28 protein-coding genes and 3 pseudogenes are annotated in these 24,935 nt (G+C 22.8%); 23 read left to right on the top strand and 8 right to left on the bottom strand.

Annotated features, from left to right (window positions below; translation table 4 throughout):
* Positions 1 to 2 precede the first annotated feature (2 nt).
* Complete coding sequence (locus AAHH39_RS05840) at positions 3 to 215, bottom strand: hypothetical protein (protein WP_342218591.1); 213 nt, start codon at positions 213 to 215, stop codon at positions 3 to 5.
* Between the two features lie 1,290 nt (positions 216 to 1,505).
* Between AAHH39_RS05840 and AAHH39_RS05835 the strand changes: the two genes are divergently transcribed.
* The 5 genes from AAHH39_RS05835 (at position 1,506) to AAHH39_RS05815 (ending at position 3,097) form a co-directional block, all read left to right on the top strand.
* Complete coding sequence (locus AAHH39_RS05835; RefSeq protein WP_342218670.1) at positions 1,506 to 1,658, top strand: hypothetical protein; 153 nt, start codon at positions 1,506 to 1,508, stop codon at positions 1,656 to 1,658.
* 163 nt (positions 1,659 to 1,821) lie between these two features.
* Positions 1,822 to 2,229, top strand: coding sequence for a hypothetical protein (locus tag AAHH39_RS05830; protein ID WP_342218669.1), 408 nt, complete (start codon positions 1,822 to 1,824; stop codon positions 2,227 to 2,229).
* A 3-nt stretch (positions 2,230 to 2,232) separates the two neighbouring features.
* Entirely contained in the window at positions 2,233 to 2,670 is a 438-nt protein-coding gene (locus AAHH39_RS05825) for a hypothetical protein (protein WP_342218668.1), read from the top strand.
* Complete coding sequence (locus tag AAHH39_RS05820) at positions 2,660 to 2,956, top strand: hypothetical protein (RefSeq protein WP_342218667.1); 297 nt, start codon at positions 2,660 to 2,662, stop codon at positions 2,954 to 2,956. The genes AAHH39_RS05825 and AAHH39_RS05820 overlap by 11 nt, the downstream gene beginning before the upstream one ends.
* Before the next feature lie 3 nt (positions 2,957 to 2,959).
* The gene (locus AAHH39_RS05815; protein WP_342219177.1) at positions 2,960 to 3,097 is read left to right on the top strand and encodes a hypothetical protein; all 138 of its coding nucleotides are present in this window, start codon (positions 2,960 to 2,962) and stop codon (positions 3,095 to 3,097) included.
* Here AAHH39_RS05815 and AAHH39_RS05810 read toward each other — a convergent pair.
* Complete coding sequence (locus AAHH39_RS05810) at positions 3,084 to 3,419, bottom strand: transposase (protein WP_425288923.1); 336 nt, start codon at positions 3,417 to 3,419, stop codon at positions 3,084 to 3,086. The genes AAHH39_RS05815 and AAHH39_RS05810 overlap by 14 nt on opposite strands.
* Positions 3,420 to 3,447: 28 nt before the next feature.
* On the opposite strand from AAHH39_RS05810, the gene AAHH39_RS05805 reads away from it, so the two are divergent.
* Positions 3,448 to 4,686 (top strand): IS256 family transposase, encoded by a 1,239-nt coding sequence (locus tag AAHH39_RS05805; RefSeq protein WP_342219298.1) that lies wholly within the window; start codon positions 3,448 to 3,450, stop codon positions 4,684 to 4,686.
* Between the two features lie 10 nt (positions 4,687 to 4,696).
* On the opposite strand, the pseudogene AAHH39_RS05800 reads toward AAHH39_RS05805, so the two are convergent.
* A pseudogene (locus AAHH39_RS05800) lies at positions 4,697 to 5,704 on the bottom strand (IS256 family transposase); the annotation flags it as partial.
* Between the two features lie 368 nt (positions 5,705 to 6,072).
* On the opposite strand from AAHH39_RS05800, the gene AAHH39_RS05795 reads away from it, so the two are divergent.
* The 3 genes from AAHH39_RS05795 to AAHH39_RS05785 all read left to right on the top strand — a co-directional run bounded on the left by AAHH39_RS05795 (position 6,073) and on the right by AAHH39_RS05785 (position 7,500).
* Positions 6,073 to 6,309, top strand: coding sequence for a hypothetical protein (locus tag AAHH39_RS05795; RefSeq protein ID WP_342218665.1), 237 nt, complete (start codon positions 6,073 to 6,075; stop codon positions 6,307 to 6,309).
* 183 nt (positions 6,310 to 6,492) lie between these two features.
* A complete protein-coding gene (locus AAHH39_RS05790; protein WP_342219175.1) occupies positions 6,493 to 6,630 on the top strand; it encodes a hypothetical protein in 138 nt (45 codons plus the stop codon).
* A gap of 15 nt (positions 6,631 to 6,645) precedes the next feature.
* Positions 6,646 to 7,500: a hypothetical protein gene (locus AAHH39_RS05785; RefSeq protein ID WP_342219174.1), complete on the top strand. Its 855-nt coding sequence runs from the start codon at positions 6,646 to 6,648 to the stop codon at positions 7,498 to 7,500.
* Positions 7,501 to 7,574: 74 nt separating this feature from the next.
* Here AAHH39_RS05785 and AAHH39_RS05780 read toward each other — a convergent pair whose 3' ends face one another.
* Complete coding sequence (locus tag AAHH39_RS05780; RefSeq protein ID WP_342219173.1) at positions 7,575 to 8,519, bottom strand: IS30 family transposase; 945 nt, start codon at positions 8,517 to 8,519, stop codon at positions 7,575 to 7,577.
* Between the two features lie 58 nt (positions 8,520 to 8,577).
* On the opposite strand from AAHH39_RS05780, the gene AAHH39_RS05775 reads away from it, so the two are divergent.
* From AAHH39_RS05775 to AAHH39_RS05725, 11 genes are all read left to right on the top strand, one after another.
* Entirely contained in the window at positions 8,578 to 8,772 is a 195-nt protein-coding gene (locus AAHH39_RS05775) for a hypothetical protein (protein ID WP_342219172.1), read from the top strand.
* Positions 8,773 to 8,790: 18 nt separating this feature from the next.
* Positions 8,791 to 8,979, top strand: coding sequence for a hypothetical protein (locus AAHH39_RS05770; protein ID WP_342218662.1), 189 nt, complete (start codon positions 8,791 to 8,793; stop codon positions 8,977 to 8,979).
* 16 nt (positions 8,980 to 8,995) lie between these two features.
* The gene (locus tag AAHH39_RS05765; protein WP_342218661.1) at positions 8,996 to 9,370 is read left to right on the top strand and encodes a hypothetical protein; all 375 of its coding nucleotides are present in this window, start codon (positions 8,996 to 8,998) and stop codon (positions 9,368 to 9,370) included.
* Positions 9,371 to 9,388: 18 nt separating this feature from the next.
* Positions 9,389 to 9,613, top strand: a complete 225-nt coding sequence (locus AAHH39_RS05760) for a hypothetical protein (RefSeq protein WP_342219171.1) — start codon at positions 9,389 to 9,391, stop codon at positions 9,611 to 9,613.
* Between the two features lie 15 nt (positions 9,614 to 9,628).
* Positions 9,629 to 10,750 carry a hypothetical protein gene (locus AAHH39_RS05755; protein ID WP_342219170.1) on the top strand — a complete coding sequence of 374 codons (1,122 nt, stop codon included), beginning with the start codon at positions 9,629 to 9,631 and terminating at the stop codon, positions 10,748 to 10,750.
* 16 nt (positions 10,751 to 10,766) lie between these two features.
* Complete coding sequence (locus AAHH39_RS05750; protein ID WP_342219169.1) at positions 10,767 to 12,155, top strand: hypothetical protein; 1,389 nt, start codon at positions 10,767 to 10,769, stop codon at positions 12,153 to 12,155.
* A 15-nt stretch (positions 12,156 to 12,170) separates the two neighbouring features.
* The gene (locus AAHH39_RS05745; protein WP_342219168.1) at positions 12,171 to 12,635 is read left to right on the top strand and encodes a hypothetical protein; all 465 of its coding nucleotides are present in this window, start codon (positions 12,171 to 12,173) and stop codon (positions 12,633 to 12,635) included.
* 3 nt (positions 12,636 to 12,638) lie between these two features.
* Positions 12,639 to 14,918 carry a hypothetical protein gene (locus AAHH39_RS05740; RefSeq protein WP_342219167.1) on the top strand — a complete coding sequence of 760 codons (2,280 nt, stop codon included), beginning with the start codon at positions 12,639 to 12,641 and terminating at the stop codon, positions 14,916 to 14,918.
* 145 nt (positions 14,919 to 15,063) lie between these two features.
* The gene (locus AAHH39_RS05735) at positions 15,064 to 15,333 is read left to right on the top strand and encodes a hypothetical protein (RefSeq protein WP_342219166.1); all 270 of its coding nucleotides are present in this window, start codon (positions 15,064 to 15,066) and stop codon (positions 15,331 to 15,333) included.
* A gap of 507 nt (positions 15,334 to 15,840) precedes the next feature.
* The gene (locus AAHH39_RS05730; protein ID WP_342219165.1) at positions 15,841 to 16,485 is read left to right on the top strand and encodes a hypothetical protein; all 645 of its coding nucleotides are present in this window, start codon (positions 15,841 to 15,843) and stop codon (positions 16,483 to 16,485) included.
* Complete coding sequence (locus tag AAHH39_RS05725; protein ID WP_342219164.1) at positions 16,427 to 18,502, top strand: hypothetical protein; 2,076 nt, start codon at positions 16,427 to 16,429, stop codon at positions 18,500 to 18,502. The genes AAHH39_RS05730 and AAHH39_RS05725 overlap by 59 nt, the downstream gene beginning before the upstream one ends.
* Here the strand turns inward: AAHH39_RS05725 and AAHH39_RS05720 are convergent.
* From AAHH39_RS05720 to AAHH39_RS05710, 3 genes and pseudogenes are all read right to left on the bottom strand, one after another.
* Positions 18,489 to 19,727: an IS256 family transposase gene (locus tag AAHH39_RS05720; protein WP_342219293.1), complete on the bottom strand. Its 1,239-nt coding sequence runs from the start codon at positions 19,725 to 19,727 to the stop codon at positions 18,489 to 18,491. The genes AAHH39_RS05725 and AAHH39_RS05720 overlap by 14 nt on opposite strands.
* Positions 19,728 to 19,820: 93 nt before the next feature.
* Positions 19,821 to 20,786, bottom strand: a pseudogene (locus AAHH39_RS05715) (IS256 family transposase); the annotation flags it as partial.
* Between the two features lie 113 nt (positions 20,787 to 20,899).
* The gene (locus AAHH39_RS05710) at positions 20,900 to 21,187 is read right to left on the bottom strand and encodes a hypothetical protein (protein ID WP_342219162.1); all 288 of its coding nucleotides are present in this window, start codon (positions 21,185 to 21,187) and stop codon (positions 20,900 to 20,902) included.
* A 297-nt stretch (positions 21,188 to 21,484) separates the two neighbouring features.
* On the opposite strand from AAHH39_RS05710, the gene AAHH39_RS05705 reads away from it, so the two are divergent.
* Both AAHH39_RS05705 and AAHH39_RS05700 read left to right on the top strand, forming a co-directional pair.
* Entirely contained in the window at positions 21,485 to 22,486 is a 1,002-nt protein-coding gene (locus AAHH39_RS05705; RefSeq protein ID WP_342219161.1) for an Mbov_0401 family ICE element transposase-like protein, read from the top strand.
* Positions 22,487 to 22,519: 33 nt separating this feature from the next.
* A complete protein-coding gene (locus AAHH39_RS05700) occupies positions 22,520 to 23,464 on the top strand; it encodes an IS30 family transposase (RefSeq protein WP_342217458.1) in 945 nt (314 codons plus the stop codon).
* A 443-nt stretch (positions 23,465 to 23,907) separates the two neighbouring features.
* Here AAHH39_RS05700 and AAHH39_RS05695 read toward each other — a convergent pair.
* Positions 23,908 to 24,147: pseudogene (locus AAHH39_RS05695) on the bottom strand (transposase); the annotation flags it as partial.
* Positions 24,148 to 24,277: 130 nt separating this feature from the next.
* Here AAHH39_RS05695 and AAHH39_RS05690 point away from each other — a divergent pair.
* Positions 24,278 to 24,583: a hypothetical protein gene (locus tag AAHH39_RS05690; RefSeq protein WP_342219159.1), complete on the top strand. Its 306-nt coding sequence runs from the start codon at positions 24,278 to 24,280 to the stop codon at positions 24,581 to 24,583.
* The last annotated feature ends 352 nt before the right edge of the window (positions 24,584 to 24,935 follow it).

Raw genomic sequence — 24,935 nt, 5'->3', positions numbered from 1 at the left:
TTTTAGAGAATTTTTACACTAAATAATGTTACTTTTAACAAATTTTTAATTAAAAATAATATTTTAAGTGTAAATTGATGAATAATTTTTGGTCATCCATACTTTTCTACATAATTAAAAATATTTTCTGATGAAAAACCTCTTTCTGGATTTGATTTATCAATATTTTTACAAATTAAATTATTTATTTGTTGAATATAATCGTCTATTATCATTTTTTCTTTTCCCTTTAATTTTGATTTTGAAAGATAAAACACTTGCAAGTGTTTTTATCGATGTTTAAGAATATGAATATAAAAAACCATTCATATTCTTAAATTCAACGTTTTATATTTGTTTAAACACTATATTATTATACATTGTTCCATGTTGTTTAAAAATAAGTATATGAAGAACTCATTGCAGAAATAATGTAAAATTATAGTAAGAAAACACAAAATTGTTAAGTAAACTGCACAATTGTGCAGTTTTGAAGTATTTAATATTTACATTTTTTGTGACTTACTACTAGAGCTTTGATTTTTACTTGTTGAAGCTTCATTGTTTATTTTTGATTTATCTTTTTCAAATCTAAGAGCATTAGCAACTCTTTCTCGTCTTTCTCTTTCGTTTTTTTCTCCTCAAGCTTTGTTTGTTTCTCTAGCTGGGAGGTTCCCAAAAACGTAGGAAATTAAATTACTACATAATTAACTTATTTCTAAATGAATTATTTTAAAAATCATTAAAATTAGACAAAATTATTCTCTTTTCTTAAAACATTAAATTTATATTTTATATTCGACGTATTTAAAAAAAATAAAATATACATTTTATAAGTTAAATTAAAATTATCAACAAGGAAAAAGACAAGAAATAATCTTGTCTTTTTTTGTAATTGTAAAATTTTAAAATTTTTATTATTAGCACCCTTTAAATATCTACTACACGCAGTGACCAAGTAGGAGAAAGTTAATTTAATAACCGTCTTTAACACTATTATCAACACGTGTTAGAGAATTAAAACAGTGAACTACAACACAGTTGTTAAAAATAGTAGCTAAAACATGTGGACTTGCATGGATAAATAATAAGTGGAGTGATACCTAATAAATTATACTAACCAGTAATGGTAATTCTTGGGGTGGGAGCGAATTGGAAACTAGTATATATAGACCTGCTAGGGAACCTACTATATTAATTCTATTCTTTAATTAACCAACCTTATCACCACCAAGTGAGTAAGTGTTGGTTTTATTTTTTATTTTTTTTGAAAAATTTTTTGGGCGAGAAAATAAATTTAAAACTTGTAAAAAAAATTAAGCGGTGCCGGTTCAATTAAAATATTAATTTATTAAATAAATTAAATAAATATTGAATCGAATGCCTTAATGTTTTTTAAAATTTCACAATTTATTTTTGAGCCCATTTTTCTTAAAAAATATAATTAATAGTATTAATAATCTAAAAATAAAAATATATATTCTTTATGCTAAAAGCAACAGAATATATTAGAAAAGAAAATAAAAATGGAAGAAAAAGAAAAGAAAGAATTAATAGAACAAAAAATAAGAATAGCAAAAGAACATCAAAAAAAGTGATTAAAAATAAAAATAATTATTTATTCAATTTCAACCTTAATTGGATTAATAATTTTATTAATTACTATAAGTAAAAATTAAAGAAAGGAATAAAATGCTTATGGAATATAGTAGAAATTATAGAAAGATTAGTTCTTGTGATATATGTTATAAAAATTCATCATTTGCAAATAGAACCTGTAATAAATGTTTTTGAATATTAATAACTAGAAAAAAATATAAATAAATTATGAATAATATAAAAATGAATATTAATGAAAATAAAAAATGTGAATTAAGAATTTGTATAAATAAAAATTGATGAGATTGTATTAATAATTCTACTAAAACTATTAAATATAAAAATTGACCAATACCTTATTTAATATGTGATAGTTGTTACGATAGATTACCTAAATACCTTAAACAAACAGCAAAAATAATTGAAAAGGATATTTTGATTATGAATAAAACTAAAAAGAGAAGAAAAAGATGTGTAGAATGTGATGAATTATATAATGATGATGATATAAATATGCTTTATCACTTTAAAACAGAATTAGAAGCAGAACAACATAATACTAAAAGATATGAAGATAATTATGATATTGAAAAACATTTAGATTATACAAAACCATATGGATATGTTTGTGATTGATGTAGAGATGATTAATAAATGCAATACGAATTAATCATTGGTATTGACCCTGCTGGTATTGGTAATAATGGAATTGTTATATATTCAAATGAAACTAATAATATTATTTTTAATGAAACATTTAAAGCAAAAACAGTTTTAGAAAGTAAAAATATATATAAAGAATATTTTGAATTAATTAAAAAGCAATTTGATAATAAAAAAATATTAGTTATTGTTGAAAATTTCTTTTTAAGTTCAAAACAGTTACTAACTAATCCATTAGCAACACCAAAAGTTATTGGTGCTTTAATGGTATTAGTAGAAGATATTATGAACTGAGATTATCATGAAAATGAACCAAAAAACAAAAATAAAATAGAAAATTATAAAGGAAATATCATTTTTACAAAACATGAACAAGACGCTTACAAACATATTCAATATTATTTAAGGAATTATAAAAATGAAAAATAAAGAAAATTACATTAAATTAACAGTAAAACTTAGTAATACTATTGAAGCAAAATATCATGAGAAAGGTAATAAACAATTATTATATTATACTGTTCGTGGTCAATGAAATGGATTAAACTATGTTACTTTAATTTTTAATAACCCAAAATTTTATAAACGATGTATTTTATTAAACAAAAACGATGAAATTATAGTAACTGGTCAAATCTTTAATACCTTAAACATTCCTAAAAATCGTGCATTTTGTTCAATTAATGTTAAATGATTTAAAAAATGAAAGGAATAAATAATGAATAAAGATCAAGAAATTATTAATGAATATAATAGAAAACGTAATATAGAAATAACAGAAGAACATTTACATAATATAGAGAGGCTTTTTAGAAATCTGTGTATCTTTGTTTTACAAAGTACTAGTTCAGATTAATTCTGTCTTCAAATTTTATCATAAAATGAGCAATTGCTGTATTTCAATTTTGAATAGGCAATGTTCATTTTTTTGTTATATTTTCAATTGCTAAATAAAATATTTTAAAAACTGACATATCATTAGGAAAAGCTTTTTTGTTTCTAATAACTTTTCGTAATTGACTATTAACAGATTCAATAGCATTTGTTGTATAAATTACTCTTTTGATTTCTGCAGGATAACTAATAAAAATCATCAAATTTTCTCAATTTTTGGCAATGTTTAGTAATCTGTGTAACTTACAAAAATAACTATGTTTAATTAATTCTAGTAAATATAATTAAATGACTAGAAAGAGTGAGTTACAGATGGCTAAAAAACAAAATATTAATAATAATGATCCAATATCAAAAGCAGTAGATTTATTATTAGAAAATACTGAAGATTTAACAACAGTTTTTAAAGAAGGGGGTTTATATAAAGAATTAACAAAACGTTTAGTTGAAAAAATGTTGAATTCTGAAATGCAAAATTATTTAGGATATGAAAAAAATCAACATAGTAATACTGAAAATGCTCGTAATGGTACAAGTTCAAAAAAATTAATAACTCAACAAGGTAAAATTGAGATTGATGTACCAAGAGATCGCAATAGTGATTTTACTCCTGTAATAGTTGCAAAAAGACAGCGAAGATTTGATGGTTTTGATCAACAAGTGCTTTCACTATATGCAAAAGGTATGACTCTATCTGACATTAGAATGCAGTTACAAGAGTTATATCATGGTGCTGATATTAGTGAAAGTGTTATTAGTCAAATTACTGATGATGTTATTGATGATGTCAAAGCATGACAAAATCGACCATTAGAAAGCATTTATCCGATTGTTTATTTTGATTGTATAGTAGTTAAAGTTCGACAAGATAAACGGATTATTAATAAATCAGTTTATATAGCATTAGGAGTTGATTTAGAAGGTAAAAAAGATGTTTTAGGCTTATGAATTAGTGAAAATGAAGGTGCTAAATTTTGATTAGCTAATTTCACAGAAATGAAAAATCGAGGCTTAAATGATATTTTGATTGCTTGTAGTGATAATTTAACAGGCATGTCAGAAGCAATACAAGCAGTTTATCCTAAAACAGAACATCAATTATGCATTGTTCATCAAATTCGAAATAGTTTAAAATATGTTTCATACAAACATCGAAAAACTCTAGTTACAGATTTAAAACCAATTTATAGTGCATGTAGTGAAGAACAAGCAATGCAAGCTTTAGAATCATTTGAAAGTAAATGAAATAAACAATATCCCCAAATTGCTAAATCTTGATATAAAAATTGAGAAAATTTGATGATTTTTATTAGTTATCCTGCAGAAATCAAAAGAGTAATTTATACAACAAATGCTATTGAATCTGTTAATAGTCAATTACGAAAAGTTATTAGAAACAAAAAAGCTTTTCCTAATGATATGTCAGTTTTTAAAATATTTTATTTAGCAATTGAAAATATAACAAAAAAATGAACATTGCCTATTCAAAATTGAAATACAGCAATTGCTCATTTTATGATAAAATTTGAAGACAGAATTAATCTGAACTAGTACTTTGTAAAACAAAGATACACAGATTTCTAAAAAGCCTCCAATTTTTATATCAAGATTTAGCAATTTGGGGATATTGTTTATTTCATTTACTTTCAAATGATTCTAAAGCTTGCATTGCTTGTTCTTCACTACATGCACTATAAATTGGTTTTAAATCTGTAACTAGAGTTTTTCGATGTTTGTATGAAACATATTTTAAACTATTTCGAATTTGATGAACAATGCATAATTGATGTTCTGTTTTAGGATAAACTGCTTGTATTGCTTCTGACATGCCTGTTAAATTATCACTACAAGCAATCAAAATATCATTTAAGCCTCGATTTTTCATTTCTGTGAAATTAGCTAATCAAAATTTAGCACCTTCATTTTCACTAATTCATAAGCCTAAAACATCTTTTTTACCTTCTAAATCAACTCCTAATGCTATATAAACTGATTTATTAATAATCCGTTTATCTTGTCGAACTTTAACTACTATACAATCAAAATAAACAATCGGATAAATGCTTTCTAATGGTCGATTTTGTCATGCTTTGACATCATCAATAACATCATCAGTAATTTGACTAATAACACTTTCACTAATATCAGCACCATGATATAACTCTTGTAACTGCATTCTAATGTCAGATAGAGTCATACCTTTTGCATATAGTGAAAGCACTTGTTGATCAAAACCATCAAATCTTCGCTGTCTTTTTGCAACTATTACAGGAGTAAAATCACTATTGCGATCTCTTGGTACATCAATCTCAATTTTACCTTGTTGAGTTATTAATTTTTTTGAACTTGTACCATTACGAGCATTTTCAGTATTACTATGTTGATTTTTTTCATATCCTAAATAATTTTGCATTTCAGAATTCAACATTTTTTCAACTAAACGTTTTGTTAATTCTTTATATAAACCCCCTTCTTTAAAAACTGTTGTTAAATCTTCAGTATTTTCTAATAATAAATCTACTGCTTTTGATATTGGATCATTATTATTAATATTTTGTTTTTTAGCCATCTGTAACTCACTCTTTCTAGTCATTTAATTATATTTACTAGAATTAATTAAACATAGTTATTTTTGTAAGTTACACAGATTACTAAACATTGCCAATATAGAAAAATTAAGAGAAGAGTTTAAACAAAAAGTAATTAATGAATATAAAGAAAAATTAATTAATTATATTAAAAAACAACAAAAATTCTATAATGGTACAGAAATAGATTTAATACTTGATATTTTATTACAAAAAATAATTAATGGTGAATTTAATAATGAATAAATGTAAAAAATGTAATAAAAGAATCTGATTAAGTAAAAATTGATGTATGAAATGTTTAGAAATAATAGTTAATAATTTAACTAAAAATAAGGAGAAATAAAGAATGATTATCTTACCTACTTTATTTGGTGATAAAGATGAAATTGAAATATTAACACCATCACCGCAAGCACTTCGTACTCATAATGATATTAGAGCAATTATATTAATGAAATATCCAAATATTAAATCACAACATATAATTATTTCTGATCCAGAAGATAATGTTGCATTAATAGTTGGTGATAATGATATTTATCAAGGTTGAGTAAAAGTTTGAATTAAAAAAATAGAAAATTAAAGGAAGAAAATTATTTTAATTATGTAGAAAAGTATGGATGACCAAAAATTATTCATCAATTTACACTTAAAATATTATTTTTAATTAAAAATTTGTTAAAAGTAACATTATTTAGTGTAAAAATTCTCTAAAAATAACACTTTATCATGTATCATTACTTTTCTACAAAATTAAAGGAAAATTATGCCAAATACAGAAAATTCTTTTAATTATGTAGAAAAGTATGGATGACCAAAAATTATTCATCAATTTACACTTAAAATATTATTTTTAATTAAAAATTTGTTAAAAGTAACATTATTTAGTGTAAAAATTCTCTAAAAATAACACTTTATCATGTATCATTACTTTTCTACAAAATTAAAGGAAAATTCACAATCAAATTATACTTTATTAAAATTAATAAGAACTGGAATAAGTCCTATTTCAGCAATGATAGGTACAAGTGCTTATTATGGTCAACTTATAGGAAATCCAATATTAGGTTCAATTAATAGTTTATTATTTGGTAAAAAATTAGGTTTAGATATATGAAATTTAAATCAAAGACCAAGTAATAAAACAAAAATAATTAATAGTAGTAAAAAAATATTATTAGGTTTAGGAACAATTGGTTTAGCAAACTATTCAAAATGAATAGAAAATACTACTAATCCAATAGAACCTACTACAACACCTATGCCTATAACTACTACTTCAATACCTACAACAACTACTGAAACCCCACCATGACCATTATTAAGTACAAATAATAATCCTAATAATTTAATGGATTGAGATACTTATATTTCATTAAATGCTTATGGTATTTCAAATCTTATTGCGGGATTAACAGAATTAATACCACATAGATTTGAAACAATAAGAAAGATATGTAATATGGCTACTGGTGGTTGTTTAATATCAAGTGGTGTTGCTATGAGTATTAATAATGATTTTAATAATGCTTATGCTATTCCAACGATAGTTGCTGGTGCAAGTGAAATTATTCATAATTTATTACCTATCGAAAGAAAATTTGATGTAGAAATGCAAGAGACTTCGTTTACAAATGAAATAGCACATTTAATTAATAATGATAATAGATTTTCGATTAATAGTGAAACAAATAGTCAATATGGTAGTGATAATATGAGTGAAGTTAATGTTAATGCAAATTTAGAATTTGATGAAAATTATTATCATTTATAAAAAAGGAGAATATTAAAATGAGATATGCTTATTTATTAAAACCTGAATTGTAAATATAAATATGGGACAGTTTTTTAAAATAATTGTATTAAATCTATTGGTCTTTTATAAGATAGTGATTTTCTGGGTGTAGAATTAATTTGAAATGCTATAGTATTTAAATCTTTTTGTTTATATGAAGATAGATCTGTAGATTTTGGTAAATATCTTCTTAAAATACCATTATTATTTTCATTTAAACCTCTTTGACAAGGTTTACCAGGATCTGCAAAATAAATCTTAACATTACAATTTTTTTCGATTAATTTTCATTTACTAAATTCTTTACCACGATCAAAAGTAATAGTTTTAACTGTTCCTTTTTGTAACTTTGAAATAAATTTTATTATACTTTTTGTAATATTTTCTGATTTATTATTTTTAGTTGCTAAAGGAATTGTGATTTTTGATCATATATCAGCTAAAGTAATAATAGAACTTTTATGATCTTTACCAATGATAGTATCACCCTCTAAATGACCAAATTCTTCTATATTTTTAATATTAGGAATGATTAAATTTCTTTCATGAATAGACTTACAATTATTAATTCTGCCCCTAGTTTCTTTTTGTTTGTGAGGTTTATTTTTTCCTTTTCTCAATAAGTTATTTTCATCAAAACCCATTCGATTTGTTTTAAACATGTTATATAAAGTTTTTGTTGAAATACTTTTTATTTTATTTTCCTTTAAAAAATTAGCAATTATATCAAGAGCATAATTTTTAGTAATTAACAAATGATTAATAGTATTAATTTCTATTAAAGTTAAAATTATTAATTTTCTACCTGCATTTTGTTTATTTTTTTGAATTTTATTCAATATTTCTAATGGTAATAAGTTTTGATTTAATAATCTACAAACTCTATGTACAGTTGATTTACTATAATCAATGGCTTTTGCTATTTTACGAATCGAAAATCCATAACTTTTATATTCTTTTATTGCTATTATTGATTCAATAGTCAGATACTTATACATTGTGCTAATTCCTTTCTTTTCTTAATTATAGAATTAACACAATTTAATTTTTATATAAGTGTCCTTTTTAATTTTACAATTCAGGAAATATAAAACTAATTATGGAATTGAAACAAAATATAAATTATTTTCTACAATTGAAAATGCTACTAGTTTTCATAAAAATTATAAACATCATATATTAGAAAATGCTTATATTCAAGATTATCAAATATTAGTAATGGAATTAGATACAAATCAAAAAATTAATTAATGAAAGGAAAATATTGAAATGAAAGAATTTATACATGAATTAATTATTATTGGAACAAGTGTTGGAACATTAATTTGTAGAGAAATTATTGTTTTATTAAAACGATTTATTACAACTCCAAAGCATGTTAGAGCAAATAATAAAATTATAAAACATCAAAAAAAATTGGCAAAACTAAATGAAAAAATTAATAAAGAAATTAAATAATAAAGGTGTGATGTAAATGTTAGAAAATGAAACTAATATACAACAAACAACTCAAACTTTAACTGAAAATAATGTTTCACAAGAAATAGAAAATAAAATTAATGAAGCAGAAAATAAGTTAAATAAAATTAATCAAGAAATTAAAGAAAAAGAAATTATTAATATATTTAAAAAATATCAAGTTAAAAATGAATTTTATGATTATTTAAAATTTAAAACAAATGATATAGAAAATTCAAAAATAGAAGATACTATTAAGAAAATTATTAAAGAACAACCACTATTTAAAGAACCAATTAATACAGGTGGTAAACAAGAAATAATATTAACAAATCAAATACCAATTAAAATTAATTCTTTATTAGATTATAAAAATAAAAATAAATTATAAGAAAGGAAATTATACAAAATGGCAATTAATATTCAAACAAACTTAAATAACACAGAAAAATTAGTTGAAGCACCAGAATTCATTGAATTTTTTAAACAATCAAATAGTCCATGAGCAAACTTTTTTTTTAATTATGTAGAAAAGTATGGATGACCAAAAATTATTCATCAATTTACACTTAAAATATTATTTTTAATTAAAAATTTGTTAAAAGTAACATTATTTAGTGTAAAAATTCTCTAAAAATAACACTTTATCATGTATCATTACTTTTCTACAAAATTAAAGAACTTTTTTCCTATTGAAATGGTTAACTCTACAAAAATAGAATTTATTATTAAATTACCAAAAGACCCAAAAGTTAAAGTTATTTCATGAGATGACAAAAGCAAAAGATATGATGTTGGATATGCTACTACTGATAAAATTGAAAAAATAATTGAAAAATCATATCTTGCTGGTGAAACGATTGCAAATATTGACTTAAATGCTGAAAATGGACAAAATTTACTAGATAGTATGCAATATGAAGTTGCTAATGATTTAACAGATAAATTAGCAAATGATGATACTAATATAATCTCTCAATTTGCTACAAAAGTAACAATCACTGATACAACACCAATTGGATATTTAAAAGCAATGTTATCTGCATGAAATACTTTATTTCAATTAAGAAATAGTACAAATTGTAAATTTTTTATTACTAATAATCTTTATGATAGTTTAGTTTATTTAGCAGATAATAAAGGAATAATTACTGATAATGAATTAGCACAACAATTACGTTTAAATGGAAATGATTTATATGTAAAAGGTGTATTATGTCAAATTCTATTAGATGATTATATGACATTTACAAATGATAAAAATGAAGAAGAAATAATGAGTTTTATTTTAGCAACACCAAAAGCAATGAAAAGATATATGTTACAAAATACAGTTATTTATTTACAACAAGTTGCAGACGGTAAAGTTGGAAGAACTTATTTAGTTGGTGGCGAAGTATTTGGTCAATCAATTCCTTATATGTCAAAAAAAGAAACAACATCACGTTGAATGTTATGCGGAGTAATTAAAAGTGAAGTAAAAAATGATTTAAAATCTAAAATTACAACTTTAACAATAAATAATCCTACTACAAAAACAGATAAAACTAATAAAGAATTAGATACAAATATTTTATATGCAAAAGAAATTAATAGTTTAAATCAAAGTTTAGAAAATCCAACTATTAAATATTTTAGTGATGAGCAAGGTAAAAACATAATTAGTAATAATAAACAAAAAACTGGTGATTTATATGTCGTTATTAGAGCAAATATAAATGACCCAAATTATAAAGGTTCAACAAATCCAATTAAAATAACTCTTAAATAATTAAGGAAATTTAATCATGCCAATTGGTACAACTAATACAGCAATACTTTTAAATATAAATAAACCAAAACATACTAGAATTAGTAAACAACAAGAAAATAAAAGTTTTTGATGAGAAATTTTAGAAATGATTGGTGTACAAGTAATAGCAGTGGCATTTGCTCCTTTTACTGGTGGATTAAGTGAAAGTGTAGCACTTGGATTAGGTGCAAGTGATTTAATTGCTAGTATTAGTGCTGTTGGTGTAGAGTTTTTAACTGATTTTACTATTAATCAAGTTTATGATTATTTAAAAGGAAATGTAACACCATTAAATACTTTTTTTAATATATTATCTGCATTTGCTGGAATTAATAAAATTAGTCGTGGTTATCGTACTACTAAATTTATTAAGTTAGCACAAAAAACTAAAACATTAGAACAAATTGGTGTTAAAGAAGAAAAAAATTTACAAGAAATTATTAGTCAAGTAAGTGGCAAAGAAATTTTAACAGATAAAATTATTGGTAATAAACGTTATTTATTCAATTATAGTTTTGCTCCTAATCGTGAAACAATAATACAAAATTTAGGATATGTTGCTGAAAGACAATTTAAAAATAATTTTAAAAAGTTAGAAACCCAAGAGTTGAAAGATTATTTATTATTACAAAATACATTAATAAAATTAAGTCCACAATTAACTCCTAAATTTAAAATCAAAGATATTGAAAAAGCAAATAACTTTTTAAAAAAATATAATACTGATTTAAAAAAAGTATTAAAAATGAACCAACATGATTGATTAAATTTAGTTCATACAATACATACAGAGAATAGATATGGAAAAACTTTAATTTTAGATTTACAAAAAATTCGTGCTAATGCTATTAAATTTAATTTTAAAAATAGTTCAATTCATAAAATTGTTTTAAATGCAAATAAAATTTTTAAGTATTTTGATATTAGATTTTATTTAAAAAAAGGTTTAAATAAATTTTGAAAAGATACACCATATTTTGAAAAATTACGAGAAAGTATATATAAATTACAAGAAAAATTTGAAAAATTAGAAAAACAAGCATTTGAAAAAATTAATAAATTAAAAGAAAAAGCAACAGATTTATTTACTAGTGCAGAAAAAAGAGCAATTAAACATGCACAATTAATTCCACTAAATTCACCAGTATTTATGGGTTGTAAAATTCAACCTTTATCATTAGACAAATGTGCAATTACTATTTATCATCGTAATCCTAAGTATAAACCAATTACAGTTGTTGATAGTATTCTTAAAGCAAAAACTTTTTTTAATTATGTAGAAAAGTATGGATGACCAAAAATTATTCATCAATTTACACTTAAAATATTATTTTTAATTAAAAATTTGTTAAAAGTAACATTATTTAGTGTAAAAATTCTCTAAAAATAACACTTTATCATGTATCATTACTTTTCTACAAAATTAAAGAAAACTTTTGTTACTCAAATACATCCATTTCATTGATATCGTTGATATAGTGGTTGATACATTGGTTATGGTGTTAATCGTAATAAATGATTAAAAGCAATAGCATTTGCTCCACCAGTGGTGCAACAAGTAATTAGAGATAGTTTTAAAGTATATAGAGAAATATTTAGAACTATTAGAACTTATCATAAAGTAGTAAATGTTATTAATAATCCTATTGAAAATATTAATAAATCATTTAAAAGTGTTGGTTTAAAATTTTCAGTTAATACTTTATTTGGTACTGGACTATTACATCATTTAGAAAAATTTGCATATAGTCAAGTTGTAGAAAAAGGTAAGAAAAAATTACAAAAAGAAATTATCCATATATCACATAGGAAAACTAAAACAAAAACTAAACATTATAAAAAAGCATTTTTTAAGGAATGATAAATTATGATTAATAAACTTTGAACTGATGTCAGTCTTGAAAATTATAATAACTGATATCCATTAACTGGAAAAATTACAGAAACTCCACCTCAATATATAAATACATGACCTAATGTCAAAGACTGATTTACAACTTTTGCTATTCGCGCTCAAAATGATATTAATGCTTATCTTGATTTTATTTTATCTAAATTTCCTTTTGATAGTTTTAAAGATGAATTAATTAAAGAAACATTAAGAGATATGGTTTATGTAATGGTTGAACATTGAGTATTTAATCGTACACCAATTGAATTTAATGTTGATGCTACTATTCAATTCAATAATGGTACATCATTTAATGCAAGTAGTATTCCTACAATTAATGTTTGAGATTTAGCACCAAGTAGAATGAAAATATGAGCAAGATTAACAGAATTAAAACAAGTATTTTCAAATTATAATCAAGATGAAATAGATATTGAAAAAATTGACTTAAAAGTATTTTATACTAGAAATCAAGTTGATGAATTAATTAAAGAACAAAAAGAATTTACATTATCAAAACAAATAAAATTATATGATGATTTAGTTAATGATAACGAAAATGAGATATATAGGGGTCGTGTTACAAACTTTATAAATAAAGGTTATGTTGCAACTGATTATGACCCAAAAACTGAAACAATGATTTTAGATTGACCTGATGAAATTGGTACATTACCACCAGAAGCATTACAAAATAATCCACAAATTGGTGATTTTACTCATGCTGCGACTGCTGACTTTTCTGCTAAACAACAAAAAAGAATTACTACTAATGAAAATAGTATTAAATTATTAGAAAATAAAGTTGATATTAATAAACAAAATATTGATGATATTAAAAATAATTGATTTAATATTGAAACTAGTCCTTTATGAAAAAAAGTTAAAAATGAAAATATTAAAACAGATATATGATATATTATTGATTGAACATATTATTTTATCGATAGTAAACAACTTATTATAAGTAATAATAAATTAACTAAATCTAATATAAGAATTACTAATCATCAAATAGAAAATAGACAAATAATAATTGAAAAAATTGATGTTAATATTGACAAAGTAATGTTATTATATGATGATAATTTAATAAAATTTATTGTTGCTAATAGCACAAAAAAGTATACACCAATAATTCATAATATATATCAATATCAAGGTACTGGAACACCAACTGAATTTATAGCAGAAGAAAATACTGAACGTGATTATTACACAAAACTAGAAACTAATAATTTATTAGATAAAAAACAAGATAAATTAATTGCAGGTACTAATATAACTATTGATGAAAATAATAAAATTAGTGCTAGTGGTGGTAAAATCGATTTAACTGATTATTATAAAAAAGAAGAAGTAGATAAAAAATTAGAAGACACAGAAAAAAAGTTTCCAGTAGCATTTCAATTGAATGCTGTAAGTCAAGAAATCCCTAATTTAGAAACTATTAATAAAACTGTTGCTGGTGCTATTAATGAAAATAAAGCAAATATTGATAAAAAACAAGATAAAGAAATATGAAAAGTAATAAGTAAAAGTAAAAATAATCGTGAATGAGATACGTTTGAAATTAATTTTAATACTGTATATAGAGTAATTATAACATTAGATGAATTACCAGTAAATCAAGCAAATATAAAGCATAAAGTAGAATTTAAAACTGGTAATTATTTAGGTGGAGATTATTTACTTGCAAAATTTAAAATTAAAGATGAAGATGTAATATTAACTTTAACTGTTAGAGAAAGTAGTTTTAATTGTAGTTTATATTTAAAAGGTGGAGATATTAATTATGGTGCTATTCTTTCATTAGAAGAATTACAAAATACAATTAAAGTTGATGTTACACCAAAAATAAAAATTAATTCAAAAAGTTTAGAAACAAATGAAGTTGAAGAAAATTGTTGAGATATTGAATTACCAGATAATCCAACACCAAGTCCAAATAATCAACAATGAAAAGATGTAGGAACAAGAGAAAAAAATAAATGAGATAATTGACAAATTACTTATGATTTTATAGTTAATAAACATTATAGAGTTTATTATTCTTGAAGTATATATAATCCAGTTTATACTATTCAAGAATTTATTATAACGGATAACAAAATTGCTGGTGTACCAATACAAACCTTTAATGATAGTGCTAATATAGTAATTTTATCAGTTCAACATGCAAAATGGATTACTATTTATACTGGAAAAGGTAATTTAAAAGGTAATGTATGAAAATTAGAAGAATTACAGGAATAAGATTATGTTTTTTAAAATTATAAAAATTATTTTAGGTTTAATAGGAGTTTTATTATCTTCTGCGGTTGCTGGTTTAATTATATTCATTATTGTAAAAATTGTATTAAAAATTAATCAAATATTTTAAAAAAAGGTGGTGAATATTATGTTAGGTAGATTTTTTAGAAAAGATAAAAGTAATATTAGTGATAATCAAAATGAAAAAATAAAATTTTTAACTAATAAAAATAAAAGTACACATGCTTCAATTTTAAATTATTTTGGTTTTAATGATTTTAATCATGAAACTTATTTTACTGATTTTGTTGCTGAAAATAATGCTAATTTATATAATGCTCCATTAGAAATTAATAATGAAACTATTAAACAATATTTAATTCAACAAGAATTTTACTTTAATTTTGTAGAAAAGTAATGATACATGATAAAGTGTTATTTTTAGAGAATTTTTACACTAAATAATGTTACTTTTAACAAATTTTTAATTAAAAATAATATTTTAAGTGTAAATTGATGAATAATTTTTGGTCATCCATACTTTTCTACATAATTAAAAGAATTTTATAGAAAAAATTGAATTTCAATTTTTAAGTTAAGTAAATTAGGAATTAGTGGTTATTTAATTTATATTGCTAATGATGACTTATATTTTCAAGTTGTTGATATACAACAAAGAGTTTATGATATTACTGGTAAATTAATTCAATGTACTATTTTTTATGATAGTTACGAACAAAATGCACAAACAGTAAGACTATTTGAAATTTATAAACTAAATAATCAACAAGTAACAATTAATCGTGCAATTTATAGTATTAGTGATAATAAAAAACAATTTCCATTAGATTTTAAATCATACATTAATAATCCTAATTTATCACAAGAACAAACATTAAACATTAACTATATACCAATAGCAATTATGAGAAATAAAGCAAATGAATTAGCAGATTGTGATAAAGTAATGGATAAAATTAAAGCACTAGATGTTATTTATGAACAAATTGTTTTAGATACTATTTTAAACTCACCTAAATTTATATTTAGTCAAACTTATGGTAATGTTCAATCAGCATTAGAAGAAGCAGTAAGAACTTTGGTTACTAAAAACTACATATTTAAAAGTGGTGGAGATAATAATCAACAAAACGAAAATATCAATATGACAAATAGTAATTTTAAAGGTAAAAATTTAACTGATATATATGATTGAAATGTTAATGAAATATTTAAACGTTGTGGTATTCATATACCAAGTCAAAAGAAATCTGCACAACAATCAGTTCCCGAAAGTACAGCAGTTAATATTTCAACTATTAATTATATTGAACAAAAATTATGACAATTTAATATTGATATTCTTAAATTTATTCAATTATTAGTAAGTGTCGATAAAGATTTATTAATTAGTAAAACATTTAATATTAATGATGAACAAGAAATTAATAATTTAACAGTTAAATTAAAATTATTTAATCCCGAAAATAACCAATTAATAGGAGAAAACAATGGACAACCAACACAACAAACCACAAACGAAGTTTCCACAGAAACAAAAGCAAACTAAACTTAATCAAGCAGATGTAGAAAATGATTATTTAATAGATAATATCCCTTATGACTTTACTAATATGATGCGTGCTACTAGTGACCCTGATATTAATAGAGCATATGATGAATTTAAAAAAAGAACAATTTATATTTATGAAATTGAACGTTTATTTAAAAATAATGAAAATAATAGTTTAAGATTTTCAGCAAATACTATTAAAATTGGTTTTATTGATATTGATAAAGTATTAAAAACTATTGCAGCTGAAACATCAGACTTTACTATGCAATTAAATCAAAGAGCAAGTACAAATATTAATGATAATACAATTGAATATAGTATGACTGATATTAAAAATTTAATTTTTCAAGAAATAGAATTGTTAAACCAATTTAAATTATATGCTGTTAGTATAAATGAACCTTTAACAGAAAATAATATTAACAACCTATATATTATTAATAATTATTCTCAACCATATCAAAATCCAAAAACAAGAAGTACTAAAAGTATTACTATTATTAAAATTAAAGATTTTAAAACAAGAGATGGTTATCCAATCATTATTAAATGCCAAAAACCATTAGATAAAAATACCAAAGTTACGGGTTTAAAAATTAAAGCCCCTAGAAGCATGATTTTTGGTAATATAAAGGTACTTGGTGAAGTTGATAATATGGAAGTATACCCAAAGTTATTTATCAAAGATAAGATAGCATTTCCGCTATTATCAATGCCGATTGAAACTCAACCAAAAGTTAGAATATTAGAACAATGATTTAGCGAACAAGTATTACCGTGAAATTTAGCAAAACAATTTATAGAAGAAGAAAAATCAGTTTTAGATTTAATTGCTATTGGTGGTGGTAAAAAAACAAGAAAAGAAATTATTAATAATGCAAGAGTAACTCATGCTTGATTGGGTTATGAAATGGGTACTGTTTGAGATGGTAAATGACCATTAAAGAAAGAAAAGGAATTAAAAGATAAAGAAGTTTGAAATTTCCCGGGTGAAAGTCAATTTTATCAATATGTTGCAACAAATGATAAATTCAATGATATTGAAATTGAAATAAATGATGCACCAACTATTGATAGTTTACAACAAGTATTATTAGATATGCTAACTTATACATATACTTATAATAGAAATTTTGATGGTGCAACATTAAATCCTAATGATCAAAATGGTTTAGATAAAATGCGTGGTAAATTTGAAGGACAAAAACCAGAAGATGTTATTACTAATTTGTTTAAACAGTGAGAATTAGATTATCCAAATTATATTAATATTGAACAAGTAAAAATATTTAAACAAATAATTGTAATATTATCAAAATATATTTATTCAAATATGTCGATTAATAAAGGATTAAATGATGATTATAAATTATTATTACCTTATTATTTTGAGTTAAAATCTAATCCAATTCATTTAAATCCTACAGATATTTGGGAATTTAAAGATGCAAAAGTAATATTAAAATCTATCTATTTTGATTTTACAGATATAAATAATATTAAACTAAAAAATAATGATATTAGTCAAAATCAATTGTTTAAACTAGATGATAATCAATTTAATTGGCTATCTATTACAAATGAATTAGAAAGTAATAATATACCTTCATTAATTCCTGCTGATTGAACATTAGCAAATGGAGAATATGGAAAATACTTTACAAGAGCAATTATTAGTAATAATAAAATTGAAAGTGCTTTAAATTTATATGGTTCAAGTAAATCTCAATTATTTTCAAAATTAGATTTTTATAAGGAAATTATACAAATTGATAATAATAGTGAATTTGAATTACAAATTGAAAATCCGATTAATAATTTAAATCGGATTGAAATGAGTGGTATATTTGGCACTGGTGATTATGATTTAATTTTAATAACTAATAAACAAGAAATAAACTTAAAAAATATTAGTTTATTTAATAAATATAATGAAAATATTTCTTATATAAATTTGAGGCTTTTTAGAAATCTGTGTATCTTTGTTTTACAAAGTACTAGTTCAGATTAATTCTGTCTTCAAATTTTATCATAAAATGAGCAATTGCTGTATTTCAATTTTGAATAGGCAATGTTCATTTTTTTGTTATATTTTCAATTGCTAAATAAAATATTTTAAAAACTGACATATCATTAGGAAAAGCTTTTTTGTTTCTAATAACTTTTCGTAATTGACTATTAACAGATTCAATAGCATTTGTTGTATAAATTACTCTTTTGATTTCTGCAGGATAACTAATAAAAATCATCAAATTTTCTCAATTTTTATATCAAGATTTAGCAATTTGGGGATATTGTTTATTTCATTTACTTTCAAATGATTCTAAAGCTTGCATTGCTTGTTCTTCACTACATGCACTATAAATTGGTTTTAAATCTGTAACTAGAGTTTTTCGATGTTTGTATGAAACATATTTTAAACTATTTCGAATTTGATGAACAATGCATAATTGATGTTCTGTTTTAGGATAAACTGCTTGTATTGCTTCTGACATGCCTGTTAAATTATCACTACAAGCAATCAAAATATCATTTAAGCCTCGATTTTTCATTTCTGTGAAATTAGCTAATCAAAATTTAGCACCTTCATTTTCACTAATTCATAAGCCTAAAACATCTTTTTTACCTTCTAAATCAACTCCTAATGCTATATAAACTGATTTGTTAATAATCCGTTTATCTTGTCGAACTTTAACTACTATACAATCAAAATAAACAATCGGATAAACGCTTTCTAATGGTCGATTTTGTCATGCTTTGACATCATCAATAACATCATCAGTAATTTGACTAATAACACTTTCACTAATATCAGCACCATGATATAACTCTTGTAACTGCATTCTAATGTCAGATAGAGTCATACCTTTTGCATATAGTGAAAGCACTTGTTGATCAAAACCATCAAATCTTCGCTGTCTTTTTGCAACTATTACAGGAGTAAAATCACTATTGCGATCTCTTGGTACATCAATCTCAATTTTACCTTGTTGAGTTATTAATTTTTTTGAACTTGTACCATTACGAGCATTTTCAGTATTACTATGTTGATTTTTTTCATATCCTAAATAATTTTGCATTTCAGAATTCAACATTTTTTCAACTAAACGTTTTGTTAATTCTTTATATAAACCCCCTTCTTTAAAAACTGTTGTTAAATCTTCAGTATTTTCTAATAATAAATCTACTGCTTTTGATATTGGATCATTATTATTAATATTTTGTTTTTTAGCCATCTGTAACTCACTCTTTCTAGTCATTTAATTATATTTACTAGAATTAATTAAACATAGTTATTTTTGTAAGTTACACAGATTACTAAACATTGCCCAAGATTTAGCAATTTGGGGATATTGTTTATTTCATTTACTTTCAAATGATTCTAAAGCTTGCATTGCTTGTTCTTCACTACATGCACTATAAATTGGTTTTAAATCTGTAACTAGAGTTTTTCGATGTTTGTATGAAACATATTTTAAACTATTTCGAATTTGATGAACAATGCATAATTGATGTTCTGTTTTAGGATAAACTGCTTGTATTGCTTCTGACATGCCTGTTAAATTATCACTACAAGCAATCAAAATATCATTTAAGCCTCGATTTTTCATTTCTGTGAAATTAGCTAATCAAAATTTAGCACCTTCATTTTCACTAATTCATAAGCCTAAAACATCTTTTTTACCTTCTAAATCAACTCCTAATGCTATATAAACTGATTTATTAATAATCCGTTTATCTTGTCGAACTTTAACTACTATACAATCAAAATAAACAATCGGATAAACGCTTTCTAATGGTCGATTTTGTCATGTTTTGACATCATCAATAACATCATCAGTAATTTGACTAATAACACTTTCACTAATATCAGCACCATGATATAACTCTTGTAACTGCATTCTAATGTCAGATAGAGTCATACCTTTTGCATATAGTGAAAGCACTTGTTGATCAAAACCATCAAATCTTCGCTGTCTTTTTGCAACTATTACAGGAGTAAAATCACTATTGCGATCTCTTGGTACATCAATCTCAATTTTACCTTGTTGAGTTATTAATTTTTTTGAACTTGTACCATTACGAGCATTTTCAGTATTACTATGTTGATTTTTTTCATATCCTAAATAATTTTGCATTTCAGAATTCAACATTTTTTCAACTAAACGTTTTGTTAATTCTTTATATAAACCCCCTTCTTTAAAAACTGTTGTTAAATCTTCAGTATTTTCTAATAATAAATCTACTGCTTTTGATATTGGATCATTATTATTAATATTTTGTTTTTTAGCCATCTGTAACTCACTCTTTCTAGTCATTTAATTATATTTACTAGAATTAATTAAACATAGTTATTTTTGTAAGTTACACAGATTACTAAACATTGCCATAAATTTAGAAATTTAGATTATTTATTAAAATATCCATTGGGATAAATTCCATTTCATTTTATATCATTATTATGTTTTACTATGTCAAAATATAGACGTATTTTATGCTCTCCCCCCACATTTTCTTGTCATATTGTTGAAGTACCCAACACCACTTGCTTATTATGGTCTAAATAATAAGTTAAATCATTTGTTTTATGATGTGCTAGTGAACCAATTATTAAACTAGTTACTCCACTTACGGCACCAGTTAGTGCTAATGCTAATGTTATTTTACTTAAATTTGTTTTTATTCATATTTTCATATTAAATTACTCCTTATTCCTTAATTTTACTTTTAAAGTATACTTATTTTTTATTATTTTTACAATATGCCTTTTAAACGCAAAATAACGCCTAAATTAAAGGCGTTTATTTTATGATACCTATACTATTAATTATATTGAAATTGTTTATTATATTTTAAATATGAAAGTCGTTTTTTAAAAAGTTTTGATTTAATTTTAAATTACACTTATATATGTTTATAATAAAAAAGTAAATTAATTTTTTAAATATATTTACAATAAATTTAAAATTTAAAAAAAGTTAGGAGAAAAAATATGAGTTTTAATTATTTATGAACTTTAAAAGAAGCAACAAAAAGAATGTATCAATCATTTAGAGATGATGTAAAAAATCAATGAGAAAAAACAGATTGAAGAATCTTAAAAGAAAGAGATAGAAAATATATCCCCGTTAAAATTAAAACAAGAACTAGAAATACTATCAATGGTCTTGTTACTTATAAATGTCGTGATTATAAATATTATGATGAACAATTAAAAAAATGAGTTCCTATTTGTTTATTAGATGAAAAATTGCAATTACCTAAATACAAAAGGACTTGTCAGGATATCAAAAATAATGTTATTGAACATTTTGCAGATGGAAAAAGGTATATTGACATTTTACATACTATGAAACAAACAAAATTTAGCACAACAAGTATTAGTAGATTATTTCAAGAATATCAAGTTAGTAAATTAGATGTTCCTAAAATAAAATTAGAACCAAATCAATTTATTTATATTAGTATTGATGATGGACATCGAAAGTTTTGAAAATTTAAACGAAATTCTGGTAAATATTCAATGCGTTTAGTGTTATTTTGTACAGATAATGTTAATCATAAATTAGTTAATAAAAGAGTAGATGTAATAATAAGACCAACAAAAACTAAAATTGGAGTTCAAAAAACTGCTGAATTTATTTTAGAACAAGGAAATAGATTTTTTGAAAATTTTGACCAAGCAAAAATCATTATTTGTGGTGATAGTGCAGAATGAATTAAAGATGTTGCTAATTATTTAGATGCACAATTTGTTTTAGATAAATTCCATTTAGTTAAAAAGTTGTATGTAGGAATTATTGCTGGAAACAAAGGAAAATATTTTGAAGAATATAATACTTGTAGAAACTTTATTGAAAATGGTCAATATGATGAATTAATAAAGTATATGAATGAAATATTAAAAAATCATAAAAAATTAAAAAAACAATATTTTAAAAACCTGAATTGTAAAATTAAAAAGGACACTTATATAAAAATTAAATTGTGTTAATTCTATAATTAAGAAAAGAAAGGAATTAGCACAATGTATAAGTATCTGACTATTGAATCAATAATAGCAATAAAAGAATATAAAAGTTATGGATTTTCGATTCGTAAAATAGCAAAAGCCATTGATTATAGTAAATCAACTGTACATAGAGTTTGTAGATTATTAAATCAAAACTTATTGCCATTAGAAATATTGAATAAAATTCAAAAAAATAAACAAAATGCAGGTAGAAAATTAATAATTTTAACTTTAATAGAAATTAATACTATTAATCATTTGTTAATTACTAAAAATTATGCTCTTGATATAATTGCTAATTTTTTAAAGGAAAATAAAATAAAAAGTATTTCAACAAAAACTTTATATAACATGTTTAAAACAAATCGAATGGGTTTTGATGAAAATAACTTATTGAGAAAAGGAAAAAATAAACCTCACAAACAAAAAGAAACTAGGGGCAGAATTAATAATTGTAAGTCTATTCATGAAAGAAATTTAATCATTCCTAATATTAAAAATATAGAAGAATTTGGTCATTTAGAGGGTGATACTATCATTGGTAAAGATCATAAAAGTTCTATTATTACTTTAGCTGATATATGATCAAAAACCACAATTCCTTTAGCAACTAAAAATAATAAATCAGAAAATATTACAAAAAGTATAATAAAATTTATTTCAAAGTTACAAAAAGGAACAGTTAAAACTATTACTTTTGATCGTGGTAAAGAATTTAGTAAATGAAAATTAATCGAAAAAAATTGTAATGTTAAGATTTATTTTGCAGATCCTGGTAAACCTTGTCAAAGAGGTTTAAATGAAAATAATAATGGTATTTTAAGAAGATATTTACCAAAATCTACAGATCTATCTTCATATAAACAAAAAGATTTAAATACTATAGCATTTCAAATTAATTCTACACCCAGAAAATCACTATCTTATAAAAGACCAATAGATTTAATACAATTATTTTAAAAAACTGTCCCATTTATATTTACAATTCAGGAAATAATAAACAAGGAATTGAAAATCAAGGTGCAAAATGAAATATTGGTACTTTTGCTGAAAGTAATATTTGATATATTTTAAAAGAAATGCTTGGTAATAGAACATATAGCATAGATATTTATATTAAAATGGTTATTTTTAAGTGTAATCTTGTGAATTCTAAAACATAATCAAAATTTTTATTTTTATTAAAATATTAAAAACTTATTAATTAAAAGTTAATAAGAATTTTTGTTGTGTATTTATATTAAATTTTCTTATTGATTTTTTAATATTTGTATTTTAATTGAAATTAATTTAATTTAGTAGTAATATTTACTTACAATTGCATATAATTACAATTATTTCTTGTCTATAATTTAAAAGGAATGTTTAAAAAGTAATTATATCCTCCGTTTTTGTTACCGTCCCATTAATTTTTTTGAACTTGTACCATTACGAGCATTTTCAGTATTACTATGTTGATTTTTTTCATATCCTAAATAATTTTGCATTTCAGAATTCAACATTTTTTCAACTAAACGTTTTGTTAATTCTTTATATAAACCCCCTTCTTTAAAAACTGTTGTTAAATCTTCAGTATTTTCTAATAATAAATCTACTGCTTTTGATATTGGATCATTATTATTAATATTTTGTTTTTTAGCCATCTGTAACTCACTCTTTCTAGTCATTTAATTATATTTACTAGAATTAATTAAACATAGTTATTTTTGTAAGTTACACAGATTACTAAACATTGCCTTAATAGATACTGGTTCTACTATATCTTTTATTTCAATGAAATTAGTTAAAGAATTAAATTTGCTTCCTAAAGGAAAAATGGGATTTAATAATGTTTTTGATAAACCCAAAGAAATAAATTTATATGAAATATTTTTAGGAATAAAAATTGATGAAAAAATAAGACTTGATTTTGAAGGAAAGTTTGATGTTGTCAATGATGCTTTTCTTATACCTATAAGAGCTGGTAGTATGGATAGTAAAGCATTTGAAAATGAAGAATATGAAGTATTATTAGGAGTACCAGAAATAGCTGAAGGTCATTTAACAATAAGCGGAAATGCATTCATATTTTCAATATAAAAAAAGTTACCAATTAAGGTAACTTTTTAATTAGGTGCCAACCTAACTTGGAAGAGTAATAAAATATCTGTAACTTACTTAAGTAAGTTCAGTACATTATAACATGAAATATTTAAGATTGTTGGGGAATATTATTTTGGTTATGTTTTCTTTTAAGTTTAAAAATGGATTTTAATTTTGGAAATTTTTTAATTATTTTTAAAATTATTGGAATAAAGTAAAAACATAATAACTCAATACATCCAAAAATAATAAATATGTAATAAACACTTTTTATATTTAAATTATTAGCAAAAAAATAAAAAAGTAAAGGACATATAAGAAAAAAAGTTAAACTAGCATATATATATAG

This window comes from Spiroplasma endosymbiont of Amphimallon solstitiale (assembly GCF_964030965.1).
In the GTDB taxonomy this organism is placed as follows: Bacteria; Bacillota_I; Bacilli_A; order Mycoplasmatales; family VBWQ01; genus Spiroplasma_E.
The sequence above is the reverse complement of the archived record's forward strand: the minus strand, read 5'-3'. Positions and strand labels throughout refer to the sequence as shown.